25 protein-coding genes are annotated in these 24,891 nt (G+C 67.2%); 16 read left to right on the top strand and 9 right to left on the bottom strand.

All coding sequences use genetic code 11. The features are described from left to right. Window positions 1-85: 85 nt before the first annotated feature. Entirely contained in the window at window positions 86-1,018 is a 933-nt protein-coding gene (locus ACQPYY_RS31670) for a hexose kinase (RefSeq protein ID WP_379091980.1), read from the bottom strand. Between the two features lie 116 nt (window positions 1,019-1,134). Here ACQPYY_RS31670 and ACQPYY_RS31675 point away from each other — a divergent pair, with 116 nt between their 5' ends. After that, window positions 1,135-1,575: a DUF4254 domain-containing protein gene (locus ACQPYY_RS31675; protein ID WP_379091977.1), complete on the top strand. Its 441-nt coding sequence runs from the start codon at window positions 1,135-1,137 to the stop codon at window positions 1,573-1,575. A gap of 287 nt (window positions 1,576-1,862) precedes the next feature. Here the strand turns inward: ACQPYY_RS31675 and ACQPYY_RS31680 are convergent, their stop codons facing one another. Then, on the bottom strand, window positions 1,863-3,380 hold the full coding sequence (locus ACQPYY_RS31680) for an ATP-dependent DNA ligase (protein ID WP_433592004.1): 1,518 nt from the start codon (window positions 3,378-3,380) through the stop codon (window positions 1,863-1,865). A 105-nt stretch (window positions 3,381-3,485) separates the two neighbouring features. On the opposite strand from ACQPYY_RS31680, the gene ramB reads away from it, so the two are divergent. The 8 genes from ramB to ACQPYY_RS31720 all read left to right on the top strand — a co-directional run bounded on the left by ramB (window position 3,486) and on the right by ACQPYY_RS31720 (window position 11,824). Next, a complete protein-coding gene (gene ramB, locus ACQPYY_RS31685) occupies window positions 3,486-4,895 on the top strand; it encodes an acetate metabolism transcriptional regulator RamB (RefSeq protein ID WP_433592005.1) in 1,410 nt (469 codons plus the stop codon). Window positions 4,896-5,238: 343 nt separating this feature from the next. Next, window positions 5,239-6,474 carry an urea ABC transporter substrate-binding protein gene (gene urtA, locus ACQPYY_RS31690; RefSeq protein ID WP_379095680.1) on the top strand — a complete coding sequence of 412 codons (1,236 nt, stop codon included), beginning with the start codon at window positions 5,239-5,241 and terminating at the stop codon, window positions 6,472-6,474. A 247-nt stretch (window positions 6,475-6,721) separates the two neighbouring features. Beyond that, entirely contained in the window at window positions 6,722-7,609 is an 888-nt protein-coding gene (gene urtB / locus ACQPYY_RS31695; RefSeq protein WP_379091965.1) for an urea ABC transporter permease subunit UrtB, read from the top strand. Next, window positions 7,606-8,793, top strand: a complete 1,188-nt coding sequence (gene urtC, locus ACQPYY_RS31700; protein ID WP_433592006.1) for an urea ABC transporter permease subunit UrtC — start codon at window positions 7,606-7,608, stop codon at window positions 8,791-8,793. The genes urtB and urtC overlap by 4 nt, the downstream gene beginning before the upstream one ends. Then, on the top strand, window positions 8,790-9,656 hold the full coding sequence (gene urtD / locus ACQPYY_RS31705; RefSeq protein ID WP_379091959.1) for an urea ABC transporter ATP-binding protein UrtD: 867 nt from the start codon (window positions 8,790-8,792) through the stop codon (window positions 9,654-9,656). The genes urtC and urtD overlap by 4 nt, the downstream gene beginning before the upstream one ends. Further along, window positions 9,640-10,332, top strand: coding sequence for an urea ABC transporter ATP-binding subunit UrtE (gene urtE, locus ACQPYY_RS31710; protein ID WP_357281988.1), 693 nt, complete (start codon window positions 9,640-9,642; stop codon window positions 10,330-10,332). The genes urtD and urtE overlap by 17 nt, the downstream gene beginning before the upstream one ends. Before the next feature lie 12 nt (window positions 10,333-10,344). Next, entirely contained in the window at window positions 10,345-11,169 is an 825-nt protein-coding gene (locus tag ACQPYY_RS31715) for a GntR family transcriptional regulator (protein WP_433592007.1), read from the top strand. Between the two features lie 115 nt (window positions 11,170-11,284). Continuing rightward, window positions 11,285-11,824: a carboxymuconolactone decarboxylase family protein gene (locus ACQPYY_RS31720; protein ID WP_357090805.1), complete on the top strand. Its 540-nt coding sequence runs from the start codon at window positions 11,285-11,287 to the stop codon at window positions 11,822-11,824. A gap of 9 nt (window positions 11,825-11,833) precedes the next feature. Here the strand turns inward: ACQPYY_RS31720 and ACQPYY_RS31725 are convergent, their stop codons facing one another. Together ACQPYY_RS31725 and ACQPYY_RS31730 are read right to left on the bottom strand one after the other, a co-directional pair. Beyond that, window positions 11,834-12,478 carry a GNAT family N-acetyltransferase gene (locus ACQPYY_RS31725; RefSeq protein ID WP_433592008.1) on the bottom strand — a complete coding sequence of 215 codons (645 nt, stop codon included), beginning with the start codon at window positions 12,476-12,478 and terminating at the stop codon, window positions 11,834-11,836. A 110-nt stretch (window positions 12,479-12,588) separates the two neighbouring features. Next, the gene (locus ACQPYY_RS31730; protein ID WP_433592009.1) at window positions 12,589-13,368 is read right to left on the bottom strand and encodes a TetR/AcrR family transcriptional regulator C-terminal domain-containing protein; all 780 of its coding nucleotides are present in this window, start codon (window positions 13,366-13,368) and stop codon (window positions 12,589-12,591) included. A gap of 123 nt (window positions 13,369-13,491) precedes the next feature. On the opposite strand from ACQPYY_RS31730, the gene ACQPYY_RS31735 reads away from it, so the two are divergent. The 4 genes from ACQPYY_RS31735 to ACQPYY_RS31750 all read left to right on the top strand — a co-directional run bounded on the left by ACQPYY_RS31735 (window position 13,492) and on the right by ACQPYY_RS31750 (window position 16,244). Next, complete coding sequence (locus ACQPYY_RS31735) at window positions 13,492-13,869, top strand: VOC family protein (RefSeq protein ID WP_433592010.1); 378 nt, start codon at window positions 13,492-13,494, stop codon at window positions 13,867-13,869. A 133-nt stretch (window positions 13,870-14,002) separates the two neighbouring features. Further along, a complete protein-coding gene (locus ACQPYY_RS31740) occupies window positions 14,003-14,356 on the top strand; it encodes a YciI family protein (protein ID WP_357281998.1) in 354 nt (117 codons plus the stop codon). Between the two features lie 29 nt (window positions 14,357-14,385). Continuing rightward, window positions 14,386-15,600, top strand: a complete 1,215-nt coding sequence (locus ACQPYY_RS31745; RefSeq protein WP_433592011.1) for an RNA polymerase sigma factor — start codon at window positions 14,386-14,388, stop codon at window positions 15,598-15,600. Between the two features lie 137 nt (window positions 15,601-15,737). Further along, window positions 15,738-16,244 (top strand): transglycosylase SLT domain-containing protein, encoded by a 507-nt coding sequence (locus ACQPYY_RS31750; protein WP_379091943.1) that lies wholly within the window; start codon window positions 15,738-15,740, stop codon window positions 16,242-16,244. Window positions 16,245-16,284: 40 nt separating this feature from the next. Here the strand turns inward: ACQPYY_RS31750 and ACQPYY_RS31755 are convergent, their stop codons facing one another. After that, entirely contained in the window at window positions 16,285-17,136 is an 852-nt protein-coding gene (locus ACQPYY_RS31755; RefSeq protein WP_433592012.1) for an SDR family oxidoreductase, read from the bottom strand. A gap of 109 nt (window positions 17,137-17,245) precedes the next feature. Here ACQPYY_RS31755 and ACQPYY_RS31760 point away from each other — a divergent pair, with 109 nt between their 5' ends. Continuing rightward, complete coding sequence (locus ACQPYY_RS31760; protein WP_379091937.1) at window positions 17,246-17,644, top strand: winged helix-turn-helix transcriptional regulator; 399 nt, start codon at window positions 17,246-17,248, stop codon at window positions 17,642-17,644. A gap of 8 nt (window positions 17,645-17,652) precedes the next feature. Beyond that, window positions 17,653-18,132, top strand: coding sequence for a nucleoside deaminase (locus ACQPYY_RS31765; protein ID WP_433592013.1), 480 nt, complete (start codon window positions 17,653-17,655; stop codon window positions 18,130-18,132). A 75-nt stretch (window positions 18,133-18,207) separates the two neighbouring features. Here the strand turns inward: ACQPYY_RS31765 and ACQPYY_RS31770 are convergent, their stop codons facing one another. The 4 genes from ACQPYY_RS31770 to ACQPYY_RS31785 form a co-directional block, all read right to left on the bottom strand. Then, window positions 18,208-18,870: an MAE_28990/MAE_18760 family HEPN-like nuclease gene (locus ACQPYY_RS31770; protein ID WP_433592014.1), complete on the bottom strand. Its 663-nt coding sequence runs from the start codon at window positions 18,868-18,870 to the stop codon at window positions 18,208-18,210. A 24-nt stretch (window positions 18,871-18,894) separates the two neighbouring features. Then, window positions 18,895-19,998 carry a DUF262 domain-containing protein gene (locus ACQPYY_RS31775; RefSeq protein WP_433592015.1) on the bottom strand — a complete coding sequence of 368 codons (1,104 nt, stop codon included), beginning with the start codon at window positions 19,996-19,998 and terminating at the stop codon, window positions 18,895-18,897. A 142-nt stretch (window positions 19,999-20,140) separates the two neighbouring features. After that, window positions 20,141-21,544: a dihydrolipoyl dehydrogenase gene (lpdA, locus tag ACQPYY_RS31780; RefSeq protein WP_433592016.1), complete on the bottom strand. Its 1,404-nt coding sequence runs from the start codon at window positions 21,542-21,544 to the stop codon at window positions 20,141-20,143. A gap of 128 nt (window positions 21,545-21,672) precedes the next feature. Continuing rightward, window positions 21,673-22,674: a dipeptidase gene (locus ACQPYY_RS31785; RefSeq protein WP_433592017.1), complete on the bottom strand. Its 1,002-nt coding sequence runs from the start codon at window positions 22,672-22,674 to the stop codon at window positions 21,673-21,675. Between the two features lie 118 nt (window positions 22,675-22,792). Here ACQPYY_RS31785 and ACQPYY_RS31790 point away from each other — a divergent pair, with 118 nt between their 5' ends. Continuing rightward, window positions 22,793-24,862, top strand: coding sequence for a prolyl oligopeptidase family serine peptidase (locus tag ACQPYY_RS31790; protein WP_433592018.1), 2,070 nt, complete (start codon window positions 22,793-22,795; stop codon window positions 24,860-24,862). The last annotated feature ends 29 nt before the right edge of the window (window positions 24,863-24,891 follow it).

Here is a 24,891-nt window from a genome sequence, read left to right on the forward strand (position 1 = left end):
AGTCATCCCCCGATCGGGCCACCACGCCGCCGGGTCTGTTTTCCCGGCCGCGGCCGTCGCCGCCCGTGGTTGAGCACGGTGCGATCTACGGCCGGACCGCGACCGTCTCCAGTTCCCGCACCCGCACGGTGGGCAGCAGCCGGTCCCGCAGCACCCGGTCGATCTCGCCCGCGACCGGGATCACCACCGCCGCGGCCGAGGTGGCGACCGCGTCGGCGAGCAGTGCCGGCCAGTCGGGGGCGGCCTCGGCGGCCAGCGCCGCGATGATGGCCGCCACCGCCGCGTCCCCCGCCCCGGTGGGGTTGCCCGCCAGCGGCTTCGGCAGCGCGGCCGTCCAGGCCCGGGTCGGGGTCACCGCCACCATGCCGTCGCCGCCGCGGGTCACCACCACCGCGCCCACACCGTCCGCGATCAGCGGATCCACGGCCCCCAGGATCTCCGGAACGGTGCCCGCCGGGCGGCCGGTCAGCCGTTCCAGCTCCTCGACATTCGGGGTGAGCACGATGCCCGGCACCCGCGCCGCCAATTCCAGTGTCTGACCGTCACAATCGCAGACCGTGGGCACGCCCCGGGCGATGGCGGTCCGGGCCAGCTCGGCGGGCAGCCCCGCGCTCACCCCGCCCGGCAGCGACCCGGAGATGACCAGCCCGCTCATGTCCGACAGCAGCCCCGCCACCCGCACCCGCAACTGATCCACCGCGCGCGGCTCGGTGACCCGCGGCCCCGGCTCCCACAGCGCGGTCGCGGTGCCGTCGTCGGACTCACTGATCACCACGGTGCGCCGCACCCACGGCAGCGCGTGCACGAAGTCCACCGGCATCTCGAGTTCCGCCGCGGCCGCGAAGGAGTGATCCGAGAATCCGGTGGCGCGGGCGTACTTGCCGAGCTGGTTGAGCACCCGCGTGACATTGATGCCACGCCCGCCCAGCCGCTGGTCCACCGAGTGCACCCGATGCGCGCGACCACGCTCGAAATGCTCCACCCGGTAGGTCATGTCGTAGGCGGGGTTCATGGTCACGGTGACGATCACTCCACCATCACGGCACGTCACGGCACCGGATGCAACCCCTGGACGGCAATGTGGCACCGAATGTCGTTGCCGTTCGGAGACATTCGAGGGGCAGGATGTCGGCCGTGCATCCGCTCCCGCCGAAACACCTCCTGCTGCAGGCCTGCCGCGGCCTGCCCCCCGACAACCATCCGGTACTGCGCTGCGCCGGATTACTCGCGGACCTGCACGAGCGTCGGCTCACCTCCGCCGATGGCACCAACCGCATCGACCATGACCGGGCCCGGCTGGTGCACGACATCGACTGCTGGGTGGCGGCCGAGATGCCCAAGGCCGCCCGCGACGCGCACCTGCACACCGAGACCGTCGGCACCGTGGTGGACCGGCTGGCCCAGTTCTCCGCGCTGGCCTACCTGTCCCTCGCCATGTCGCCCGACGCCGCCACGCTCGACGCCGCCCAGCGGCTCACCGAATTGGCCATCGCCTACGAGGATCTCGCGGGCGAACTCGCGGCGGGCCGCCGCCGGCTGCCGAACCTCACCGGCACCCACGACTACGAATCCTGACCGCCGCGAGAGATGACCGCGGCCGGCGGTGCCCGGCGAGGGGGCGGGGCACCACCGGCCACAAGGTGGACCATGCGCAATCCACCGTCGAGTCGGCGGATGGCACGGGGCGTGCAGGGAATTCCGCGTGGGAGATGCGGTGGCAGTTCCTGCGACGACCCGTCACCTGACAACCGTCCGCCGAAGCTCGACCACCGAATCGTGCGATACGAATCTCGGAGCGACCCAGGTTTCAGCTGTGAATCCCCTGTGAGAGGACCGGCTCTCGGGATTCTCGGGGAAAGCCCCTATTTCGCCTCGGGTAGCAGGGCCCGAATGGTGTCGATGGTGTCGGCCTGGCGGGGTTCCTTGTCGGGGCGATAACGAACGACCCGGGCGAAGCGGAGGGCGACTCCGCCGGAATAGCGGGGGCTGTTCTGCACTCCGTCCAACGCGATCTCGACCACCAGTTCCGGATGGAGATAGACGGTATTCGCGTCGCGATCGCGTTCATGGCGGGGGAATTCACTGGTCTGCCATTGCAGCAGGGCATCGGTGAGGCCCTTGAACGTCTTGCCGACCATGATCGGCGGCCCGCCCTGCGGATCCCGCGCGCCCAGATGAAGATTCGACAGATAGCCGGTGCGGCGGCCGTAGCCCCATTCCGCGCCCAGCACGATCAGGTCGAGGGTGTGAGTGGGCTTGATCTTCTGCCAGGCCCGCCCACGACGGCCCGCCGCATACGGCGCGTCCAGGGATTTGATCATGATGCCTTCGTGCCCCGCGGCGAGCGCACCGTCGAAATACTCGGCGGCGCGTTCGGGATCGGGGGCGATGAGCGCCGGGATGCCGAGACCCCCGGCCACCTCGGTGAGCGCCCGGCGGCGATCCCGCAACGGCGCGTCGAGCAGATCCTCCCCGTTCAGATGCAGGCAGTCGAAGAAATACGGGTGCAGCAGCAGTTCCTGGGCGACGGTCGCGCCGAAGCGGCTCATGGTCTCCTGGAACGGCCGCGGCCGCCCGGAATCGTTGAGCGCCAGGGTTTCTCCGTCGAGCACGACACTGGTGCAATCCAATTTCCGCACCAGTTCCACCAATTCGGGAACGCTCGCGGTGATATCGCGCAGGGTCCGGGTGAACACCCACACCTGGTCGCCGTCGCGGTGCACCTGGATGCGCGCGCCGTCCATCTTGTGCTCGACACTGACCTGCCCGTCGAATTCGGCCACCGCCTCCTCGAGGCTGGCGCCGGGCGAGGCCAGCATCGGCTGGATGGCCCGCCCCACCTGGAGCCGGAACGCCTCCAGGGCCGCCGCCCCGCCGGTGCGGGCCGCGACCGCGGTCACCGGCAGCTGCCCGGACAGCATGTGCGCCCGCCGCACCGCGGCGATCGGCACGTCGAAGGCGACGGCCACGGCTTCGGCGACGATGGCGGTCAGCGCCCCCTGCCGCATCTCCCCGGTGAGCAGGCGGATCAGGAAGTCGTGCTCGTCCCGCACGGCGGCCCCGAACAGGGTGGCCAGCAGCTTCTGCCGCCGGGCGGCCGACCCGGAGCCGCTCACCCCGGAAAGCTGCTCGAAGAAGTTGTCCACAGTTTCCACGGCCAGGGTGGGGACGGTCGCGGACTCCACCTCGAGCCCGGTCAGCGTTCGCCATCCGGTGCCGATCCGGCCCTGGGTCAGCTCGCCGGACAACCATGCCACGACCTGCGCCAACTCCCCCGCCTCGGCCCGTTTCAGCAGCTCGGCGAAGATATTGATCTTGTTCTTGCGGGACGATGTCGCCCGCACGGCGGCTGATGCTTCGACCACTTCGGACAAGAGCATTTCCCGACGGTATCCCGGGCTACCGACATCGGTGTGATGCATTGCTCAGCGGGTCTGCTAATCCTGCGATTGGCAGGGATGTGAATTCGCCAATAAACTGGGCGCATGGCCAAGACTTACGTCGGAGCGCGGCTGCGGCAGCTGCGCACCGAGCGCGGTTTGAGTCAGGTCTCGCTGGCCAAGAAGCTCGAGATCTCGGCTAGCTATCTCAATCAGATCGAACACGACGTGCGCCCGCTCACCGTACCGGTATTGCTGCGCATTAGCGAAGTCTTCGGCGTCGACGCCGGCTTCTTCTCCTCCCAGGACGACACCCGGCTCATCGCCGAACTCCAGGAGGTCGTGATGGATCAGGAACTCGGGGTGGAGGCCGACGCGCAGGAGATCGCCGAAATGGTGTCCGCGCATCCGGGTTTGGCGCGCGCCATGGTGAACATGCACCGCCGCTATCGGAACACCACCGCCCAGCTGGCCGCGGCCACCGAGGACCGGTTCGCCGACGGCAGCGGTTCGGCCGCCATCTCGAAACCGCACGAGGAAGTCCGCGACTACTTCTATCAGCGCCAGAACTACATTCACGAATTGGACACCGCCGCCGAGGAACTCACGCATCGCATGCGTTTCCACGGCGGCGACCTGAAACGTGAGATCCCGCGCCGCCTCTCCGACGCCCACGGTGTCCAGATCGTCGAACGCATCGACCTCGGCGACGGCGTCCTGCATCGCTTCGACCCGATCGCCCGCCGCCTCGAGATCGCCCCCCACCTCTCCGGCGGCCAGCGCGTCTTCAAACTCGCCGCCGAACTCGCCTATCTGGAATGCGGCGACCTCATCGAAAAGCTGGTGGCCGAGGGCAATTTCTCCAGCCAGGAGTCGATCGTGCTGGCGAAATTGGGCCTGGCCAACTATTTCGCGGCCGCGACCGTCCTGCCGTACACCCATTTCCACGAGGTGGCCGAGGACTTCCGCTACGACATCGAACGCCTGTCGGCCTTCTTCACGCAGAGCTACGAGACCATCTGCCACCGCCTGTCCACCCTGCAGCGCCCCAAACTCCGCGGCGTCCCGTTCTCCTTCGTCCGCGTGGACCGCGCCGGCAACATGTCGAAACGCCAGTCCGCGACCGGCTTCCACTTCTCCTCCAGCGGCGGCACCTGCCCCCTGTGGAACGTCTACGAGACCTTCGCCTACCCCGCGAAGATCATGACCCAGATCGCCCAGATGCCCGACGGCCGCAAGTACCTCTGGGTGGCCCGCACCGTGGAACGCCGCGCCACCCGCTACGGCGAACCCAGCAAAACCTTCGCTATCGGCCTCGGCTGCGAACTCCGCCACGCCGGCCGTACCGTCTACGCCGACGGCCTGGACCTCAACGAGCCCAAGGCAACTCCGATCGGCGCCGGCTGCCGGGTATGCGAACGCTCCAACTGCCCCCAGCGCGCCTTCCCACCCCTCGGCAAATCCCTGGACATCAGCGAACACCGAAGTTCCATATCCCCGTACATCATTCAGTAGGGCCGCCGCCCGAGGCCGCCTCACTGCTCACATCGCGCCGGTGCCAGCTGTCAAAATACTCGGACAGACGACCGAAACCATGTGTGAGCTGCGTCGATGACTCGTCCGCACGATCCGAATCACGGTGCGGTGAGCAGAATTTCATGCCCGTGCAACATGGGAAATCGGACATTAATCGAGAGTCATTCCGGCGCAACACTTCACGTTTACCTTTCGTTCCACGAATACAGCCGCTGTATACGCGGCGGTATTCGCAAGCGGCGCAGCCGACGTCGCCGAACATGTGAACCGAAGGATCCGCCCCATGCACGACTCTTCCCGCCGGGACAGGGCTTCCCGCCTGATGAAGGCGATCACCATTCCGACCGCGTTGGCGCTGTCCGCCGTCATGGTCGCCGGCTGTGGATCGCGTGACAGCGACACCGCGTCCGGATCCAATGCCAAGTCCTGCGTGGACACCTCGAAGGACACCATCAAGATCGGTTCGCTGCATTCGCTGACCGGCACCATGGCGATCAGCGAGGTCACCGTCGCCAATGCCACCAAGCTGGCGGTGGATCAGATCAACGCGGCGGGCGGGGTGCTCGGCAAGAAGGTCGAGGTGGTGCTCGAGGACGGCGCGTCGGACCCGAAGACCTTCGCCGAGAAGGCCGAGAAGCTGGTCAGCTCCGACTGTGTCGCCGCGGTGTTCGGCGGCTGGACCTCCGCGTCCCGCAAGGCCATGAAGCCCAAGTTCGAATCGCTGAACTCCCTGCTGTACTACCCGGTTCAGTACGAGGGCCTCGAGGACTCGAAGAACATCTTCTACACCGGCGCCACCACCAACCAGCAGATCATCCCCGCGCTGGACTACCTGAAGCAGAAGGGCGTCACCTCCCTCTACCTGGTGGGTTCGGACTACGTCTTCCCGCAGACCGCCAACCGGGAGATCAAGGCCTACGCCAAGGCCAACGGCATCGAGATCAAGGGCGAGGACTACGCGCCGCTGGGCTCCACCGATTTCTCCACAATCGTCAACAAGGTGCGCAGCGCCAAGGCGGGCGCGGTGTTCAACACCCTCAACGGCGACTCCAATGTGGCCTTCTTCCGCGAGTACGCGAACGCGGGCCTGAAAGCCGCCGAGATGCCGGTGGTCTCGGTGTCCATCGCCGAGGAGGAGGTCGGCGGCGTCGGCGTGCAGAACGTCGCGGGCCAGCTGACCGCCTGGAACTACTACCAGACCGTCGACACCCCGCAGAACAAGGCGTTCGTCTCCGCGTACAAGGCCGCGTTCGGCGCCAACAAGCCCACCTCCGACCCGATGGAGGCCGCCTACACCTCGGTCTTCCTGTGGAAGAACACCGTCGAGAAGGCGAAGTCGTTCGCGGTGGCCGACATTCAGAAGGCCGCCGACGGTGTCAGCTTCGACGCCCCGGAGGGCACCGTCACCATCGACGGGTCCAACCACCACATCACCAAGACCGCCCGCATCGGCGAGATCCGCCCCGACGGGCTCATCTACACCGTGTGGGACTCGGGCAAGGCCATCGCGCCGGACCCGTACCTGAAGAACTACGACTGGGCCAAGGGCTTGAAGTAGCTCGGCTACCGCCGATGAGGGGCGGCTGGTGCGGTTCGAAAACCGCACCAGCCGTACGGCGGCCGATAGAGAAGCTGAAAAAAAACATGCATTACAACGCCAAAGAGTCCCTGTCCACCGCCCCGATGGTTCGCGGCCCGTCTCGTTCTGGACTGAGCGGAGCGGGGGAGCGAAGCGGAGGAGCGGAGGGAGGGAAGAACGAGACCTCCAGGGCCGCGAACCCGCCCGGAGCGAAGCGGAGGGCACATTGAACACAGCCGTTGTCGGACAGCTGTTCACGGGCCTGAGCCTGGGCTCGATCCTGCTGCTCGCCGCGCTGGGCCTGTCACTGACCTTCGGTCAGATGGGCGTCATCAATATGGCGCACGGCGAATTCATCATGGCCGGTTGTTACACCACTTATGTTGTGGAGCAACTGGTCTCGGCGACCGGCGTGGCGCTGATCGTGTCATTGTTCGCCGGTTTCCTGGTCGGCGGCCTGCTCGGCGCCGCCCTGGAAATGGGGCTCATCCGCTGGATGTACGACCGCCCGCTGGACACCCTGCTGGTCACCTTCGGTGTCGGGCTGGTGTTGCAGCAGGCGGTGCGCGACATCTTCGGCGCCCCCGCCAAGAACGTGGTCGCGCCCGAATGGCTGACCGGCGGCATCGGGATCGCGGGCACCGTGGTGCCCAAGACCCGCATCTTCATCATGGTGCTGGCCGTGGTGGCGGTGATCGCGCTGGCCACCGCGCTCAAGACGACCCCGCTGGGTCGGCGCATCCGGGCGGTGGTGCAGAACCGCAGTCTGGCCGAAACCTCCGGCGTCTCTTCCCGTCTCACCGACATCAGCACCTTCTTCATCGGGTCGGGACTGGCTGCCGTGGCCGGTGTCGCCCTGACCCTGATCGGCTCCACCAGCCCCACCATCGGGCAGTCGTATCTGGTGGACGCGTTCCTGGTGGTCGTGATCGGCGGCCTGGGACAGATCAAGGGCACCGTGATCGCGGCCTTCGGTATGGGGTTGCTGAACTCGTTCATCGAGTACTCGACCACGGCGACGGTCGCGAAGGTGATCGTCTTCATCGTGGTCGTGATCTTCCTGCAGGTCCGCCCGCAGGGTCTGTTCACCGTCCGGACGAGGAGTCTGGCATGACAACCATCCAGCGCCTGAGCGCCCACTCTTCGCTGAAAGCCCTGGGCGGCTTCGCCATCGCCGCCATCGTGCTGTTCGGGCTCGCGCCCGCGCTGCTCAGCGATTTCCGGCTGAGCCTGCTCGCCAAGTTCCTGTGCTTCGCCATCGTCGCGGTCGGCATCGGCCTGGCGTGGGGCCGCGGCGGCATGCTCACCCTCGGCCAGGGCGTGTTCTTCGGGCTCGGCGCGTACATCATGGCCATGCACCTGCAGATGGCCGACGCCGCCAAGGCGCACGAGGACGTACCGGAGTTCATGGTCATCGCCGGCGTGCCCGAACTGCCGTCGTACTGGCGGCCTTTCGAATCCGCGCCGGTGGCGATCCTGGCCATCGCGGTGCTGCCGGCCGCGCTGGCGGCGGTGCTCGGCTTCGGCGTCTTCAAGCGCCGGGTCAAGGGCGCGTACTTCGCGATCCTGAGCCAGGCGCTGGCGGCGGCGCTGGCGATCCTGCTCACCGGGCAGCAGACCATCGGCGGGTTCACCGGTTTGAGCGACTTCCGCTCGTTCTTCGGCTTCCGCCTCGACGATCCGGTGAACCGGCGCATGCTGTTCTTCATCGCGGCGGCCACGCTGCTCGCGGTGGTGGCGGTGGCGCGGCAGCTGATGCACAGCCGGTACGGCGAACTCCTCGTCGCCGTGCGTGATCAGGAGGAGCGGGTTCGTTTCCTCGGCTACGACCCGGCCAATATCAAGATCGTCGCCTATGTGGTGGCCGCGTTCTTCGCGGGTATCGCGGGCGCGCTGTTCACCCCGATCGTCGGGATCATCTCCCCCGCCGACATCGGCGTGGTCCCGTCCATCGCGTTCCTGATCGGCGTCGCCATCGGCGGCCGCACCACCCTGCTCGGGCCGGTGCTGGGCGCGATCGGCGTGGCCTGGGCGCAGACCACGTTCTCCGAGAACTTCCCCTCGGCGTGGACCTACTTCCAGGGTGCGCTGTTCATCGTGGTGGTCGGTTTCATTCCGGCCGGGCTGGCCGGATTCGGGCCGATGGCCAAGCGGCTGCTGGAGCGGTGGCGACCTGCCGGGGCCGCCGACACCGCCCCGGCGCCCGCCGAACCCGAACCCGCCGCCGACACCGCGGCCGACACCCAGCCGCATGCCGAGGCCGAGCCCGCCGCCGAGCAGAAGGTGGAAGCCCGATGACCACACCCGCACCGAAGCTCGGCGGCAACGCCGGCATGGACAGCGAATACCTCGAGATCCGCGGCCTCTCGGTCAGTTTCGACGGCTTCAAAGCCGTCTCCGACGTGGACCTCACCGTCCTGCAGGGCGACCTGCGGTTCCTCATCGGACCCAATGGCGCGGGCAAGACCACCCTCATCGACGCCATCACCGGACTGGTCCCCGCGACCGGTTCGGCGCAGAAGACCGGCGCCGAGCTCATCGGCCGCAAGGTGCATCAGATCGCGCGCCTGGGCGTCGGCCGCACCTTCCAGACCGCGAGCGTGTTCGAACAGCTCACCGTGCTGCAGAACCTCGATATCGCGGCGGGCGCGGGACGGTCGGCGCTCACCATGCTGCGACGGCGCAAGTCGGTGCTGCCCGCCATCGAGCAGGCGCTGGAGACGACCGGGCTCACCGCGCTGCGCGACAAGCCCGCCGGCGTGCTCGCGCACGGCCAGAAGCAGTGGCTCGAGATCGGCATGCTGCTGGTGCAGAACGCGTCGGTGCTGCTGCTGGACGAACCGGTGGCGGGCATGAGCGCCGAGGAACGCGAGGAGACCGGAAACCTGTTGCGCCGCATCGGCGGTGAGCGGGTGGTCATCGTGGTCGAGCACGACATGGACTTCATGCGCGCGTTCGCCAGTTCGGTGACCGTGCTCGCGGGCGGCCGGGTACTCAGCGAGGGCACGGTGGAGCAGGTGCAGGCCGATCCGAAGGTGCAGGAGGTCTACCTCGGCACCGCCGCGGCCGGTGAGCTGCCGCCCGCCGAGGAGCACACCGCCGCCGGCACAGAGCAGGAATCGGACGAGGCGAAGGAGGCCACGAATGCTGGAACTCGTTGACCTACACACCGGCTACGGCCGGACCGAAGTGATTCACGGTGTGTCCCTGACGGTTCCGGACAACGGCGTGGCCGCCATCATGGGCCACAACGGGGCCGGCAAGACCTCGCTGCTGCGCGCGGCGGTCGGACTGCTGCCCGCCAAGTCCGGGAAGATCCGCTTCGGCGGCGAGGACATCACCAAGATGTCGCCGTCGCGGCGGGTCAAGCGCGGCATCGCCTACGTGCCGCAGGGGCAGCAGAGTTTTCCACAGTTGTCCACAATGGAGAACCTGCAGGTGGTGGCCGACGGCCGGGCCAAGGGCAAGGAACTCATCGCCGAAGCCCTGGACCTGTTCCCGGCGCTGCGGGAACTGTTGACCCGTAAGGCCGGACTGCTCTCCGGCGGTCAGCGCCAGCAGCTGGCCATCGCCCGTGCCCTCATCACCGAGCCGAAGCTGCTGATCCTGGACGAGCCGACCGAAGGCATCCAGCCGTCGGTGGTCGCCGAGATCGAGCGCACCATTATCGATCTCACCGCCCGCGGCGGCCTGAGCGTGCTCCTGGTGGAACAGCACATCGGTTTCGCCCTGCAAGCCGCGCAGCAGTTCTACGTGCTGCGCTCGGGCCGCGTCACGTCCTCCGGGGAGGGCGGTGCGGGCGCGGAATCCGCTGTGCGCCTGGCCATGGCGATCTGATCGGACAGCGGCGTGAACGCGCGCAGGGGGCGCATTCCGTTGTCGGAGCGGGTCTACCGCGCGCTCCAGCAGGATCTCGCGGCCGGGGTGCTGGTGCCCACCGAGCGGCTCGGCGAGGAACGACTCGCCGAGGCGTACGGCGTCTCCCGCACCCCCGTCCGGGAGGCGCTGGCCCGGCTGCTGTCCGACGGCCTGCTGGAACGTCACCCCGACGGCCTGTACCCGTACCGGCCCCGCGTCGACGACCTGGGAGACCTCTACGAACTCCGAATCGTGCTGGAAGCCAGGGGTATCCAGCGGCTGCAGACCACGGCGTCCGGCTGCCCCGACGCCCTGCCCGCCCAACCGGCCGGACCTGATGAACCGGTCGCGACCGACCCCGCCGCCTCGGCATCGCCGGCGGCGTCGCGAACCATCATCGCCGCGCCCCCATCACACGGCCGCGTGCTACTCGACTCGGCCGCGGTCCGGCGGGAACTCGAATTCTGGAAGGACCTGCGCGACCAGCCGCCCGCACCCGACACCGACCTCATCACCGCCGACGAGCGTTTCCACACCACCGTCCTGCTGGCCGCGGGCAATGCCGCGCTCGCCGAGGCACTCTCGGCGGTCCAGGCCCGCGTGCGCCCCGTGCGCGCCCTGGACATCCCCACCCCGGGCCGCATCGCCGCCATGGCCGAGGACCACATCGCCATCGCCGAACACCTGCTCGCGGACGACCTCGACGCCGCCCTGCGCGCCCTGCTCGCCCACTTGGCCAGCTCCCGCGCCCACGTCCTGACCAGAGCTCGCCGCGCCGTGGAACTCACCAGACTCGCCCGCGCGGTCCGGGAATGAACCGACCGAGCCGCCACCGACCGGCCGGTGCGCGGACGCGTCGCGACGCACCGGGCACGGCGGCGCGCCCCGCCACGGTCTGGCGGGTGGCCCAGACAGGGTGTTGACTGGAGCCATGGTGTCGACGAAGCCACGCATCGCTCCCGGCCGTCTGCGGGAGCTCGGACCGGTCAACTGGGTTGTCTGGCAGGCGCTTTCCCGCGCCGCCGGGACGGACGACGCCCACCTGTTCAGCACGCTGGGCCGCACCGGCGGCCTGTTCCGTGGCTGGCTGCACTTCTCCGGGCGGCTGATGCCCGGCGGCAAGCTGCGGCGCTACGAATCCGAACTGGTCATTCTCCGCGTCGCGCACCTGCGCGAATGCGAATACGAGACCGACCACCACATCCGGCTGGGACGGCGCGCGGGCGTCACCCCCGAGATTCTGGACCGGCTGCGCGAGGGGCCCGCCGCCGCGGGCTGGACCGACAAGGAACGCGCCCTGCTCACCGCCGTCGACCAGCTGGTCACCACCCGCGACCTCGACGACGCCACCTGGCAGGCGCTGGCCGCGCACTACGACGAGCAGCGGCTCATCGAGATCGTGCTGCTCACCAATCAGTACGAGGGCCTGGCCAGCACCATCACCGCGCTGCGCATCGAGACCGACCACTGACCGGAAGCCCTAGCGGCGCAGGCGGAAGACCGGCTGGGTGGCGGCCTCGTACGGGAGGGCCGGTTCGGCGGGGCGGGCGGGCTGGATGCGGGCGTGCAGGTGCATATCGTGCCAGCCGTCGGTGTGCAGACCCGCGCTGCGATTGATGCCCTCGAGGATGAAGCCGGATTTGCCGGCCACCCGGCAGGATTGGGCGTTGTGCACGGAATGACGTAATTCGAGGCGGTGGAATCCGGCCACCTCGAAGGCCCAGCCGACCAGCGCTTCCACCGCCCGCGGCGCGATGCCGCGACCGCGGGCCGCCGGGATCACCCAGTACGCGATCTCCGCCTCGCCGTGCCACAGCTCCATGTGATGCAGTGAGGCGCGGCCCATCAGCCGGCCGCTGCGACTGTCCGCCACGGCCCAATTCGCCGCCGCGCCACCGCTCCACGACCGCGCCCACGAGTCCACCCAGTCCCCGACCTCCTCGACGGTGTCGGCGGTGCGCACGTGCCAGCGGGCGATAGCTGGATCCTGGAATGCCGCGTACACCTCGGGGCCGTCGCGCCGCAGCCACGGCCGCAGGACCAGTCCCTCCCCCACGGGAAGCACCGGCTGCGCTGCCCTGGTGAAGGTTTCGGCGGCAACGATTTCCGGGGCCGATCGGGGCATAGCTGAAATTCTGCCGCCACCCGCCGCTCCGTGCGGCGATATTGAGACCATCGTCCCGGTCGGTCTGTGCCAGGTTCGCGGAAGAGACAGAGGCGCTCAGGGGTTCTCGATCAGTGTTCGGGACTCTCGATCAGGCCCGCCAGCCCGTCGAGGACCCGAGCGAGACCGAATTCGTAGGCGTGGTCGGCGCTGTAGGCGCTGTCGTGCGCCTGCCCGGCCGCCTCGCCGACCCGCGCCGCCAAGGGGTAGCGCTCGGCGTCGAACACCCGGGCCAGCAGCGGAGCCGCGCGCTCCCACCAATCATGGTCGGATTGCCCGCTTTCCGCGGCCGCCCCGGCGGCGTCGATCGCGAGCTGCGCGGTGGCGGTCACGAACCCCAGCACGTACGTGAGCGCCGCGTCCATATCGAGGTCGCCGAGGCCGAGGCCGTCGAAGGCCCGCAGTTCGTGGTCGTACTTCGCCGCCACGCCGGGCCCCAGCGGCGGGCGCGTGGTGGGCAGGTACGCCACCCACGGGTGCGCCGCGAGCATGACGCGGTTCTCGGCGGCGATCGTGGAAACCCGGTCCCGCCAGCCCATTCCGCTCAGGTCGTGGCGCTCCATGCGCTGGTAGACCGTGTCGAGCATGAGATCCAGCAGTTCCGCCTTGCCCGGCACATAGGTGTAGGTGGCCATCGGCGTGATGCCGAGCGCGGCCGCGACCGAGCGCATGGTGAGCGCGGCCAGGCCCTGGGTATCGGCGATCCCGAGCGCGGCCGCGACGACGGCGTCCACGGTGGTGCGCTGTTTGGGCCCGCGCGCCGACCCGCCCGCGCCGGGCTCGCGCCAGAGCAGTTCCAGCGTTCGCACCGGGTCTCCCGCGCTGCTGCGCTCCCCGCCTTTCGCGGCCATTCGCGTCACCTCCGCCGCCGATCGTATCCATGTGACGGTCATCACTTTGCATCCCGCCGGGAATGTCCGTACAAAGTATAGCGTACTTAGTACAGAGTTAACCGGCGCCACCTAGGAGGACCCTTGAACGTCACCGCATCCGCGATCTCCCTGAACGTGCCCGACGAGACCGCCTCCGCGCAGTTCCTCATCGACCACTTCGGCTTCACCGAGAAGATGTCGGCCGACGGTTTCGTCAACCTGACCCGGCCCGACGCCGGCTTCGACGTCATCTACCTGCGCACCGGCCTCGGCAGCTTCAAGCCGGACCGCATCGCGGGCAGCGCCGGCCAGGGTCTGCTGGTGGTCTTCGTGGTGGATGACATCGATGCCGAATACGCTCGCGTGCAGGGCGAGGGCGTGCCGATCGTGACGCCCATCGAGACCGAGCCGTGGGGCGAGCGCTACTTCCAGGCGCTGGACCCCAACGGCATCATCATCCAGCTGGTGCAGTGGGTCTGACGGTGCAGTGGGTCTGACGGTGCGGCGGGTCTGATGGTGCGGTGGGTCTGATCCGGATGTCGATTCCGCCCCACCCCGTTCGAGGAGTAGGCGAGGGTCGGACCACGATCCCCACACGAAGGAGGATTCGACTATGCGACACCTGGTGCTGATTCGCCTGGACCCCGCCCAGGCCCCCGACGGTCCCGGCGACGACCTGATCGCGCGGGTCAACGAGATCATCGAGGAGATGACCAAGGCGGGCGTGCTGCTCGACACCGCGGGCCTGCGCCCGCCCGAGGAGGGCACCCGGATCCGGCAGTCCGGCGGCACGCAGACCGTCATGGACGGTCCGTTCACCGAATCCAAGGAGATCATCGGCGGCTACCTGCTGCTGCAGACGCGCTCCCCCGAGGAGGCGGCCGAATGGGCCTCCCGGTTCCTGCGCGTGCACGGACCCGAATGGGAGATCGAGGTCGAGGTGCGGCAGCTGGAAGGCCAGCACTGACTCCGCGGGAGGAGCGGGCGCGCCGGGCCGTGGAAGCGGCCTGGCGCATCGAATGGCCGCGGCTGGTGGCGGGATTGACCCGCCTGGTCGGGGATATCGCCACCGCCGAGGAACTCGCGCAGGACGTCCATGTGGCGGCACTGGAACAGTGGCCGTCCGCGGGCGTCCCGCCGAATCCCGGCGGCTGGCTCATGCTCACCGCCAAACACCGGGCGGTGGACCGCATCCGGCGCGACGCGAACTTCGCCCGGAAGCTGGAACTGCTGGGCCGGGAGGCGATCACCGCGGAAGCGCCGGTGGGCGAACCGGACCCGGTGATCGCCGACGACCTGCTGCGCATGATCTTCACCGCCTGCCATCCGGTGCTCACGCCCCCGGCGCGGGCGGCGCTCACCCTGCGCATGGTGGGCGGGCTGACCACCACCGAGATCGCGCGCGCCTATCTGGTCCCGGAATCGACGGTGGCGCAACGGATCGTGCGCGCCAAACGCACCATCGCCGCCAAAGCGATCCCCTTCGAGGTACCGGAGGGCGCGGAGCTGACCGCGCGACTGGACTCGGTGCTCGAAGTGATCTACCTGATCTTCAACGAGGGCTACGCGGCCACCTCCGGCGAACGCTGGGTGCGCGCCGAACTGTGCGAGGACGCGCTGCGCCTGGCCCGCATCCTCACCGGACTGCTGCCCGGGGAACCGGAGGCGCACGGCCTGGCGGCCCTGCTGGAATTACAGGCCTCACGCACCACGGCCCGCAGCGATTCCGGCGGCGGCCCGATCCTGCTGCCCGATCAGGACCGTTCCCGCTGGAACCGCCTGTACATCGAACGCGGACTGGCCGCCCTGGCCCGCGCCCACACCCTGAACCGGACGCGGGAACTCCCGCCCGGCCGCTACGCCCTGCAGGCCGCCATCGCCTCGGTGCACGCGGTGACCCCGGCCGCCGCCGACACCGATTGGCGGCGCATTGCCGGACTGTATGCCGTGCTCGCGCAACGATTTCCGTCACCGGTCGTGGAGTTGAACCGCGCCGTGGCGGTGGCGATGGTGCACGGGCCCGCGGCGGGCCTGGAGTTGATCGACGCGGTCGCAGCGGATCTGGACGGCTATCACCTGCTGCACGCCGTGCGCGGGGATCTCTTGGAACGGCTGGGCCGGACCGCCGAGGCGCGGGCGGCATTCGAGCGGGCGGCCGAACTCACCGCCAATGACAGCGAGCGCGAACTGCTGCGCGGGCGGGCGCGCTGACCAGCGCGTCAGCGCCGATCAGGGAGTTCCCCGCGTGTCGCTCACCCCGTCACCGAAGTTCAAGGGCGTACGGTCGGTTTCTGATTGGAAGACACATGGGGTCTGTTTTTTCGTGAACGACACGGAAGGACCAGGCGTTGCCCGCTTCCCACGAGAACACCGCCCGCCGGCGCCCGATCCGAGTCGCGGTACTCGGACTGCTGGCGGCGGCCATCGCGCCCTTGACGGTCGGCGTCACGCACGCCGACGCTCGCACCGAGATCGCCAACCCCGTCTCCGCCACCGGCGTCCCGGTCGCGCTTCCCCTCGATCCGGCCTCGCTGCTGCAACTGGTCGGCTCGGCCCAGCGCTATTCGAAGCCCGCCCTGCAGACCATGTCCCGCTTCATGGTCCCGTTCGACCAGTGGGATTCGTTCAACCACATCATCACCCGCGAGAGCGACTGGCAGGTGTTCGCGATCAACCCGACCTCGGGCGCGTACGGGCTGCCCCAGGCCCTCCCCGCGCACAAGATGTTCAGCGAGGGCCCGGACTGGATGTTCAACCCGCTCACCCAATTGCGCTGGGCCTACCGCTACATGGTCGAACGCTACGGCAGCCCCAACAACGCGTGGGCGTTCTGGCAGGCCCACAACTGGTACTGAGCCTGCCCGTCCGCTCGATCGGTCCAGCCCGAGCCCTCGATCAGTTGAGCGCCGCCCGGAACACCTCGGCCACCGGGGTGGTCGGGCGGCCCAGCAGCCGCTGCAGGTCGCCGGAGTCGACAGCCAGGATGCCGCCCGCGATCCCGGCGTCGGCATCGGCCAGCACCGCCGCGTATCCGGCGTCCAGGCCCGCACCCTGCAGCGCGGCCGCGTAATCCTGCTGCGGCAGATCCTCGTAACGCACCGGCTTGCCGGAGACCTCCGAGATCACCTGCGCCAGTTCGGCGTACGAGAGGGTCTCGTCGCCGCCGAGCTCGTAGACCTTGCCCTCGTGCCCATCGGTGGTGAGCACCCGGGCGGCCGCCTCGGCGTAGTCGGCCCGCGCCGCGCCGGATACCCTGCCGCCCCCGGCCGCGCCGTGCAGCACGCCGCTCGCGACGGCGTGGCCCAGACCGCCGGCGTAGTTCTCCCAGTACCAGCCGTTGCGCAGCAGGGTGGTCGGGATGCTCGCCCCGGCCAGCACCGCCTCGGTGCCGATGTGCTCCTGGGCGAGGATCAGCGGATTGCGGTCGGCCTGCGGAATGCTGGTGTAGGCCAGCAGTTTCACGCCCGCGGCCTCGGCGGCGCGCAGCACATTGGTGTGCTGGGCGACGCGCTTGCCGAACTCGTTGCCGGAGACCAGCAGCACGCGGTCGACGCCCTGGAAGGCGCGTTCCAGCGCCGCCGGATCGTCGAAGCTCGCGACCCGCACCTCGACGCCGCGCTCGGCCAGGTCGGCCACCTTGGCGGGATCGCGGACCACGGCGACGACGGGCTGCGAACCGTCCTTCAGCAACGCCTCGACGACCAGGCGACCCAGCTGACCACTGGCTCCGGTGACTGCGACGGTCATGACTACCTCCAGGTTCGATGGAATGAACTGCACGCTCGACATGTACTAACTAATAGTAAGCACATGCTATTCCTGAACCGCTACCCGAATGGCAGGTAACCTGAATCTCATGAACGCCCGGCCTTCCGACCAGTCCTTCACGGACGACCCGACCCTGGAAGCCGACGTCTTCGCCCGCAACTGCGCCTCCCGCCCGGTCCTGCAGGACGTCGCCAGCCGCTGGGGCGTGCTCGCCCTGGCCGCCCTGCGCGAGGGCCCCTACCGCTTCTCGGCGCTGCGCCGCCGGGTCGACGGCATCTCCGAGCGCATGCTTTCCCAGACCCTGCAGACCCTGGAACGCGACGGCATGGTCAATCGCGAAGTCCAGCAGTCCATCCCGCCGGTGGTCGAGTACACCCTCACCGACCTCGGCGCGCGGGTCGCCGACCAGCTCGTCGGCCTCATCGACATCCTCGAGTCCAATCTCGCGACCATCGAAGCGGCGCAGTCCGCCTACCACCGCCCGTAAGGAGCCGAATGTCCGCCGACACCGATCTGCAGTACCTGGAACGCTGCGTGGAGCTGGCCGCCGAGGCCCTCGACGCGGGCGACGAGCCGTTCGGATCACTGCTGGTCGACGCGGAGGGCAAGGTCCTGGCCGAGGACCGCAACCGGGTCTCCGGCGGCGACGCCACCCGCCACCCCGAATTCGAGCTGGCCCGCTGGGCCGCCGACCACCTCACCCCCGAGCAGCGCGCCACCGCCACCGTCTACACCTCCGGCGAACACTGCGCCATGTGCTCGGCCGCCCACGCCTGGGTCGGCCTGGGCCCGATCGTCTACGCCGCCTCCACCGCCCAGCTCACCGAGTGGCTCGACGAGTTCGGCGTCCCCGCGGGCCCGATCCGCCCCCTCGCCATCCAGGAGGTGGCCCCGTCCATCCCGGTCTCGGGCCCCTTCCCGGAACTCACCGACCGCGTCTACGCCCTCCACCGCCGCCTGCACCTGGCCGACTGAGCCTTACCAAGGCCGCCCCAACAATTGCGGGGCGGCGTATGCACCAAGCCAATCGCCGAAGTGATACACATTCACTTAGGTCGAATCAGCCAGATCACCGTTGAGCAGAAACAGAGAATCAGCAACGCTATCTATCAGCTGATTCGCAAAATAATCCATTAGCACTACCACGCCGTCAATCCGCTCAATGACCTCATCCGCCTCATACGATACGAGCTCTCCATGGGCAACCTTATTTCGCGCATCCAACAGCTTGGCATCTACGAAAGCCATACGCGTCTGATAAATATCCAGGAAATCAAGGCCCAGCCCAACCACAAGATCTTGAAATACTCTTGACGAGAGGTTACTCTCGGTTTTGATGATCTTATCAGGACTTAAATTGAACACCTGGCTTCTACAGGTGTCCATTTCCTTGAGAACTGTAGCCAGATACCGCGCCTTATCACTTGAACCCGCACGCTTGAAATGAGATGACATACACGCGGCTTGAAGCGGAAGCTTCAGTTCCGATGCATTCAACTCCTGTCCATTAATGTACTTAATATATCGAGTGCCAGCTTCTTTTATGAAGCCCTCCCAGTGAGCATAAGACAACATTACGGCAGCCCTGTTAATGCAACTGAGGCGATCCACATTCACACGATCTGTGTCGATCATAAACCGCAACCGAGTAAGTTCGCGCTTACGCTTAGCCAGTCCACCGTGCAACCGCTCGGCGAAATCTTCAGGATTCATTTGAGACCTAAGCGAATCGAAATATCACCCAAGAAACAACTGACGACCGTATGGAATCGTCTTCCGCATTCGCGTATCCGCCCTTAGGCCTGTCGCATACCCGGAGGCAAATTGCTCCTCCGACCAGAGCTCCTGTTGCTTGTCCTCAATTTCCGAGGATTCTACTTCGCGGTTATCCAAGGCGAATCCAATACCGAGAGCAAGGGCTTCAAAGGCAGTCAGAGAGAACGGCCCTTCCGCTCGCCCCTTGGCAAGATTCCACTTCCTCATAGCCTCGCCACCTGCCCCTTCCCGCAGGATTCGGAAGGTCTTCTCGAAGACTTCCTTCTCCCGTTGCAAATTGACACTGTCCAAATCCACCAACGGAACAATCTCCTCGGTCAGGAAATCTCCGATATTTCCAATCGTTGAGAGCCGATCCTCGGGTACACGCCTTAGCGAAATGAATCGCAACGCTAATTCCATATGGTATCGCTCGTCAAGGAGCCGATCGGGAAGATTGAGTACATACCGGAAATCGTCCGACTCAGCGAGATCGACCAGCCACTTGTAATGGTTCTGACTCATACTAACCAACAGGCAATTTCTCAGCTCTTGAGGGCTTGCGATACTACCGTATGAGTTCAAACGTTGGAATAGATCATACTTTGCTCTATTATCACTTTCCCGCTTGATTATCTTTACATCAATTCGGGCTCTCTTGAAGTCCAGCCGCTGACTAGCGTCCAGGCAATACGGCGCCTCCTCGATTGGCTCGAATGATGTCCCCTCCAAGCTCTTCAAAAAAGGCCCAGCTGAGCAAACGAAAGGTTTGATCATCCGCCCCTCATCATCCCGCAGAACACCCATGAACTGAAAGATCGTAGAGAGCCGTTGGACGCCATCGACAACATCCCAAACGCCTTTCTCATTCTGAGCGACAAAGATGCTGGGAAGAGGAATCCCTAAAAGGATACTTTCGATGAGTCGCGACTTCTGCGTGTCGGTCCACCGAAAGATACGCTGAAACTCCGGATGGACGTCAATTTCTCCGTCGCGATACAGATTAACGAGCTCACCAATGGACATGGGATAAGCATCGGTGGCTATCTGCCGCCGGTATTCAATTATCTCCGACTCAAGGGACATACGAATGAGTCTAGCGGCTGTATTGCGACAGACCAAGGGGAAAGTGCTTACCTAAATCGGAATGGATACGACCATGAGCCAAAAAGAGCCCACTGTCGGATTGCACTCCGACAACGGGCTCTCATGCTTTGCGCTGCGCCAGTCAGAAGTTGATCATGTGGCCGGCGAGGCCGTGGATCGCTTCCTGAATGGCTTCCGACAGGGTCGGGTGGGTGTGGACGTTGCGGGCGACCTCGTTGACGGTGAGGTCCCACTTCTGGGCCAGGGTCAGTTCCGGCAGCAGCTCGGAGACGTCCGGGCCGATCAGGTGGCCGCCGAGCAGTTCCCCGTACTTGGCGTCGGAGATCAGCTTGACGAAGCCCTGCGCGTCGCCGAGGCCGTGCGCCTTGCCGTTCGCGGTGAACGGGAAGGTGGCGACCTTGACGTCGTAGCCCTCGTCCTTGGCCTGCTGCTCGGTGAGGCCGAAGGAGGCGACCTGCGGCTGGCAGAAGGTGGCGCGCGGCATCATGCGGTAGTCGCCCAGCGCCTGGGTCTCCGCGCCCGCGATGGTCTCGGCGGCGACCACGCCCTGCGCCTCGGCGACGTGCGCGAGCTGCAGCTTGGCGGTGACGTCACCGATGGCGTAGATGCCGGGGACGTTGGTGCGCATGTAGTCGTCGATGGCGATGGCGCCGCGGTCGGTGAGCGCGACGCCGGTGTTCTCCAGGCCGTAGCCCTGCACGCGCGGCGCGAAGCCGACGGCCTGCAGCACCTTGTCGACGGTGACGGTCTCGATGGCGCCGGTCTTGTTGTCCTTGATCGCGACGGTGACCTTGGAGCCGTCGTCTTCCATGGACTGCACGGCCGCACCGGTGGTGATGGTGATGCCGAGCTTCTTGTACGCCTTGGTGATCTCCTTGGAGATATCGGCGTCCTCGTTCGGCAGGGCGCGGTCCAGGAATTCGACGATGCGCACGTCCACGCCGTAGTTCTTGAGGACGTAGCCGAACTCCATGCCGATGGCGCCCGCACCCACGATGAGGATGGAGCCCGGCAGGTCGCGGGTGAGGATCTGCTCCTCGTAGGTGACCACGTTGGCCGACAGCGAGGTGCCCGGCAGCAGCTTGGTCTCGGTGCCGGCGGCGATGATCACGTTGTCGAACGTGATGTCCTCGGTGCCGCCCTTGGTGAGCGCGACCGAGAGCGACTTCGGGCCGGTGAAGGCGCCCTTGCCGTCGAACTCGTCGATCTTGTTCTTCTTCATCAGGAAGTGGACGCCCTTGACCCGGCCGTCCGCGACCTTGCGGCTGCGGTCGAACGCCGCGCCGAAGTCGAAGGTCGCGTTACCCGAGATACCGAAGGTCTTCGCTTCCTTGGTGAAGATATGAGCCAGCTCCGCGTTGCGCAGCAGTGCCTTGGACGGAATGCAGCCCACGTTCAGGCACACGCCACCCCAGTATTTCTGCTCGACGATCGCTGTTCGCAGGCCGAGTTGAGCGGCACGAATCGCGGCGACGTAACCGCCGGGACCAGCGCCGAGAACGACGACATCGTAGTGGGAAGTCACGGCTTCGAGACTAGACCTGTTGCCGGGTGCTCACTCAGCCATCCCCCGCCCGGGTGAGACCGGGAGCACGTGAGAGCGGTCACTCCCACATCATGGAAACGACCGATCAGTTCGCTATGCAGGCGGAATCAGCCGCGCCACACCTGCCGGGCGACGCGCGCGAAGTTGCCGCCGAAGACGGCCGCCCGGTCCGCGACGGAGAAGCCGCGGTCGGCCAGCGCCGCGTCCAGGCCGCGCACCCCCGCCGTGCCGAGCAGATCTTCCGGTGGCGTCCACTGCAATTGGCCGTAGCGGAGGTACTCCTGGGAATAGCTCTCCGGATTCTCGGCCAGCTCCCGATTGAAATCGTCGGCGTCGAAGGAGTAGTCCGAGCCCACCCCGACGTGCTCGATACCGACCAGTTCCGCCCCGTAGGCGATGTGGTCGGCCATGGCCTCCACCCGCCCGGCCCGATCGGCGGGCTCGTTGCGGCCCAGGAAGATGCCGACCCCATTGACACCGATCACCCCGCCGGTGGCCGCGCACGCCTTGGCCTGCTCGTCGGCGATATTGCGCGGATGTTCCCACAGTGCCGCGAAATTCGAGTGGCTGTAGATCATCGGGACGCTGGTGACCTCCGCGATGTCGAGGCCGGTGCGGCGCGAGCAGTGCGACCCGTCGGCGAACACGCCCACCTCGTTGAGGGTGCGGATCAGGTCGCGTCCGTAGGCGGTGAGCCCGGTGTCCTCGGTATCGAGGCAGCCGCAGCCGGCGGCATTGGCGTGGTTGTAGGTGGGCAGCAGCGAGCGCAGCCCCAGTTCGTGGAACAGCTCGACATTGTCGAGATCGCCGTCCAGCGGCCCGGCGTCCTCGAGGTCGAAGGCCAGCGCGATGGTGGACTCGGTCTCCGCGGTCGGTGTGCCCGGCCAGGCGTCCTCGATGTCGTGCACCAGCCGGAAACGGCCGTCGGTCAAGGCATCCCGCCGCAGCTGGGTGACCAGTTCCAGCGAGTCGCGGGTGGTCTGCGGCGAATATCCGATGTTCACCGAGAGATACGAGCCCATCGGGTACCGAATCAGCTCGGTGACGTCCGCGGTCGGCAGTAATGGCAGGCAGCAGTGCTGTTCCCACAGCCGGGGCTCATGCGACACCCGGCAATCCTACTGACCGGACGATGCGGTCAGCGCCACCCGCGCCCGACTGTCATTGCCACCGTGCTCGGCAACACGTTCGCGACCGGCGAACGCGCCCCTGGGCAACAATGAGGGCATGACCGGTGTTGGACAGGGTGTGACCGATCCCTACCTGTGGCTCGAAGAAGTCGAGAGCGACCGCGCGCTGGCGTGGGCCGAGGAACGGAACGTGGTGTCGAAGGAGCGTTTCGCCTCGACCGAGCGTTTCGGCGAACTCGAGGCGCGTGTGCTCGCCATGCTCGACACCGACACCCGCATCGCCTATCCGAGCCGGCGCGGCCCGTGGCTCTACAACTACTGGCGCGACCGTGAGCACCCCAAGGGCCTGTGGCGGCGCACCACCTTCGCCGAATACGCCAAGGCCGAGCCGGACTGGGAGATCCTCATCGACCTGGACGCACTGGCCGCGGCCGAAGGCGAGAACTGGGTGTGGGGCGGCGCGGCGGTGAAGCGCCCGGAGCAGCGGCGCGCGCTGATCAGCCTGTCGCGCGGCGGCGCGGACGCCAAGGTGATCCGCGAATTCGATATCGAGGCGAAGACTTTCATCGACCCGGCGGACGGCGGCTTCCACCTACCCGAGGCCAAGTCCGACTACGCCTGGATCGATCACGACACCATCTACGTGGGCACGGACTTCGGCCCCGGTTCCCTCACCGACTCCGGCTATCCCCGGGTGGTGAAGCGCTGGCGGCGCGGAACCCCCTTGGCCGAGGCCGAATTCGTGTACGAGGGCCTGTCCACCGACGTGGCCGTCTCGGCGGGCTACGACCGCACCCCCGGCTACGAACGGCACTACCTGAGCCGCGCCACCGACTTCTTCAACGAAGAGGTCTACCTGCTCGAGTCCGACGACACCTTGCGGCTCATCGAGGCCCCCACCGACGCCGACGTCTCCTGGAACAAGGAGTGGCTGCTGGTGCGGCCGAAGACCCCGTGGGAGGTGAACGGCTCGACCTATCCGGCGGGTGCGCTGCTGGCCGCCGACTTCGAGGAATTCCTCTCCGGCGCACGCGATTTCGAGGTGCTCTTCACCCCCGACCCGCACACGGCCCTGCACGGCTACAGCTGGACCGAGAATCACCTGCTACTGGCCACCCTGCACGATGTGCAGACCGAACTGCACGTGCTCACCCCCGGCCCGGACGGCTGGACCCGCGCGCCGCTGGCCGACGCGCCGGCCATGTCCACCACCAGCGTGATGAACCTCGACCGGCTCGAGGGCGGCGACGAATTCATGCTCTCCACCAGCAGTTTCACCAGCCCGGCCACGCTCATGTCGAGTTCGGTGGGCGGCGCGGTGGAGGTGCTGAAGCAGGAGCCCGCGTTCTTCGACGCCGACGGTATGGAGACCGAGCAGTTCTTCGCGCGTTCCGACGACGGCACCGAGATCCCGTATTTCGTGATCCGCCACCGTGATCTGCGGGGCACCCCCGGACCGACCGTCATGTCCGGCTACGGCGGCTTCGAGGTGTCGCGCCGCCCGGCCTACAGCGGCGCGGTCGGCATGGGCTGGCTGGAACGCGGCGGCACCTACGTCATGACCAATATCCGCGGCGGCGGCGAATACGGCCCGGAATGGCACACCTCGGTGCTGAAGGCCAACCGGCACAAGGCCTACGAGGATTTCGCGGCCATCGCCCGCGACCTGGTGGCGCGCGGCATCACCACCCACGACCAGCTGGGCGCGGTGGGCGGCAGCAACGGCGGCCTGCTCATGGGCGTCATGCTGACCCGCTACCCGGAGCTGTTCGGGGCCATCGTGTGCCAGGTGCCGCTGCTGGACATGAAGCGCTACCACCTGCTGCTGGCGGGCGCGTCCTGGATGGCCGAGTACGGCGACCCGGACAAGCCCGAGGAGTGGGAGTACATCGCCAAGTACTCGCCGTACCAGAACACCAGCGCCGAGCAGACCTATCCGCCGATCCTGCTCGCCACCTCCACCCGCGACGATCGGGTGCACCCCGGCCACGCCCGGAAGATGGCCGCGCGCTTGGCATCCGAGGGCCATGAGGTCTGGTACTACGAGAACATCGAGGGCGGCCACGGCGGCGCCGCGGACAACAAGCAGTCCGCGTTCCAGGCCGCATTGGTCTACGAGTTCTTCCTCCAGCAACTGATGGACGGTGAACGGCCACGTCGCGCTTGAAAGATCCGCCCGTTTCGGAAAGATCGGAC

The organism is Nocardia sp. CA-145437 (assembly GCF_050956485.1).
Taxonomy (GTDB): Bacteria; Actinomycetota; Actinomycetes; order Mycobacteriales; family Mycobacteriaceae; genus Nocardia.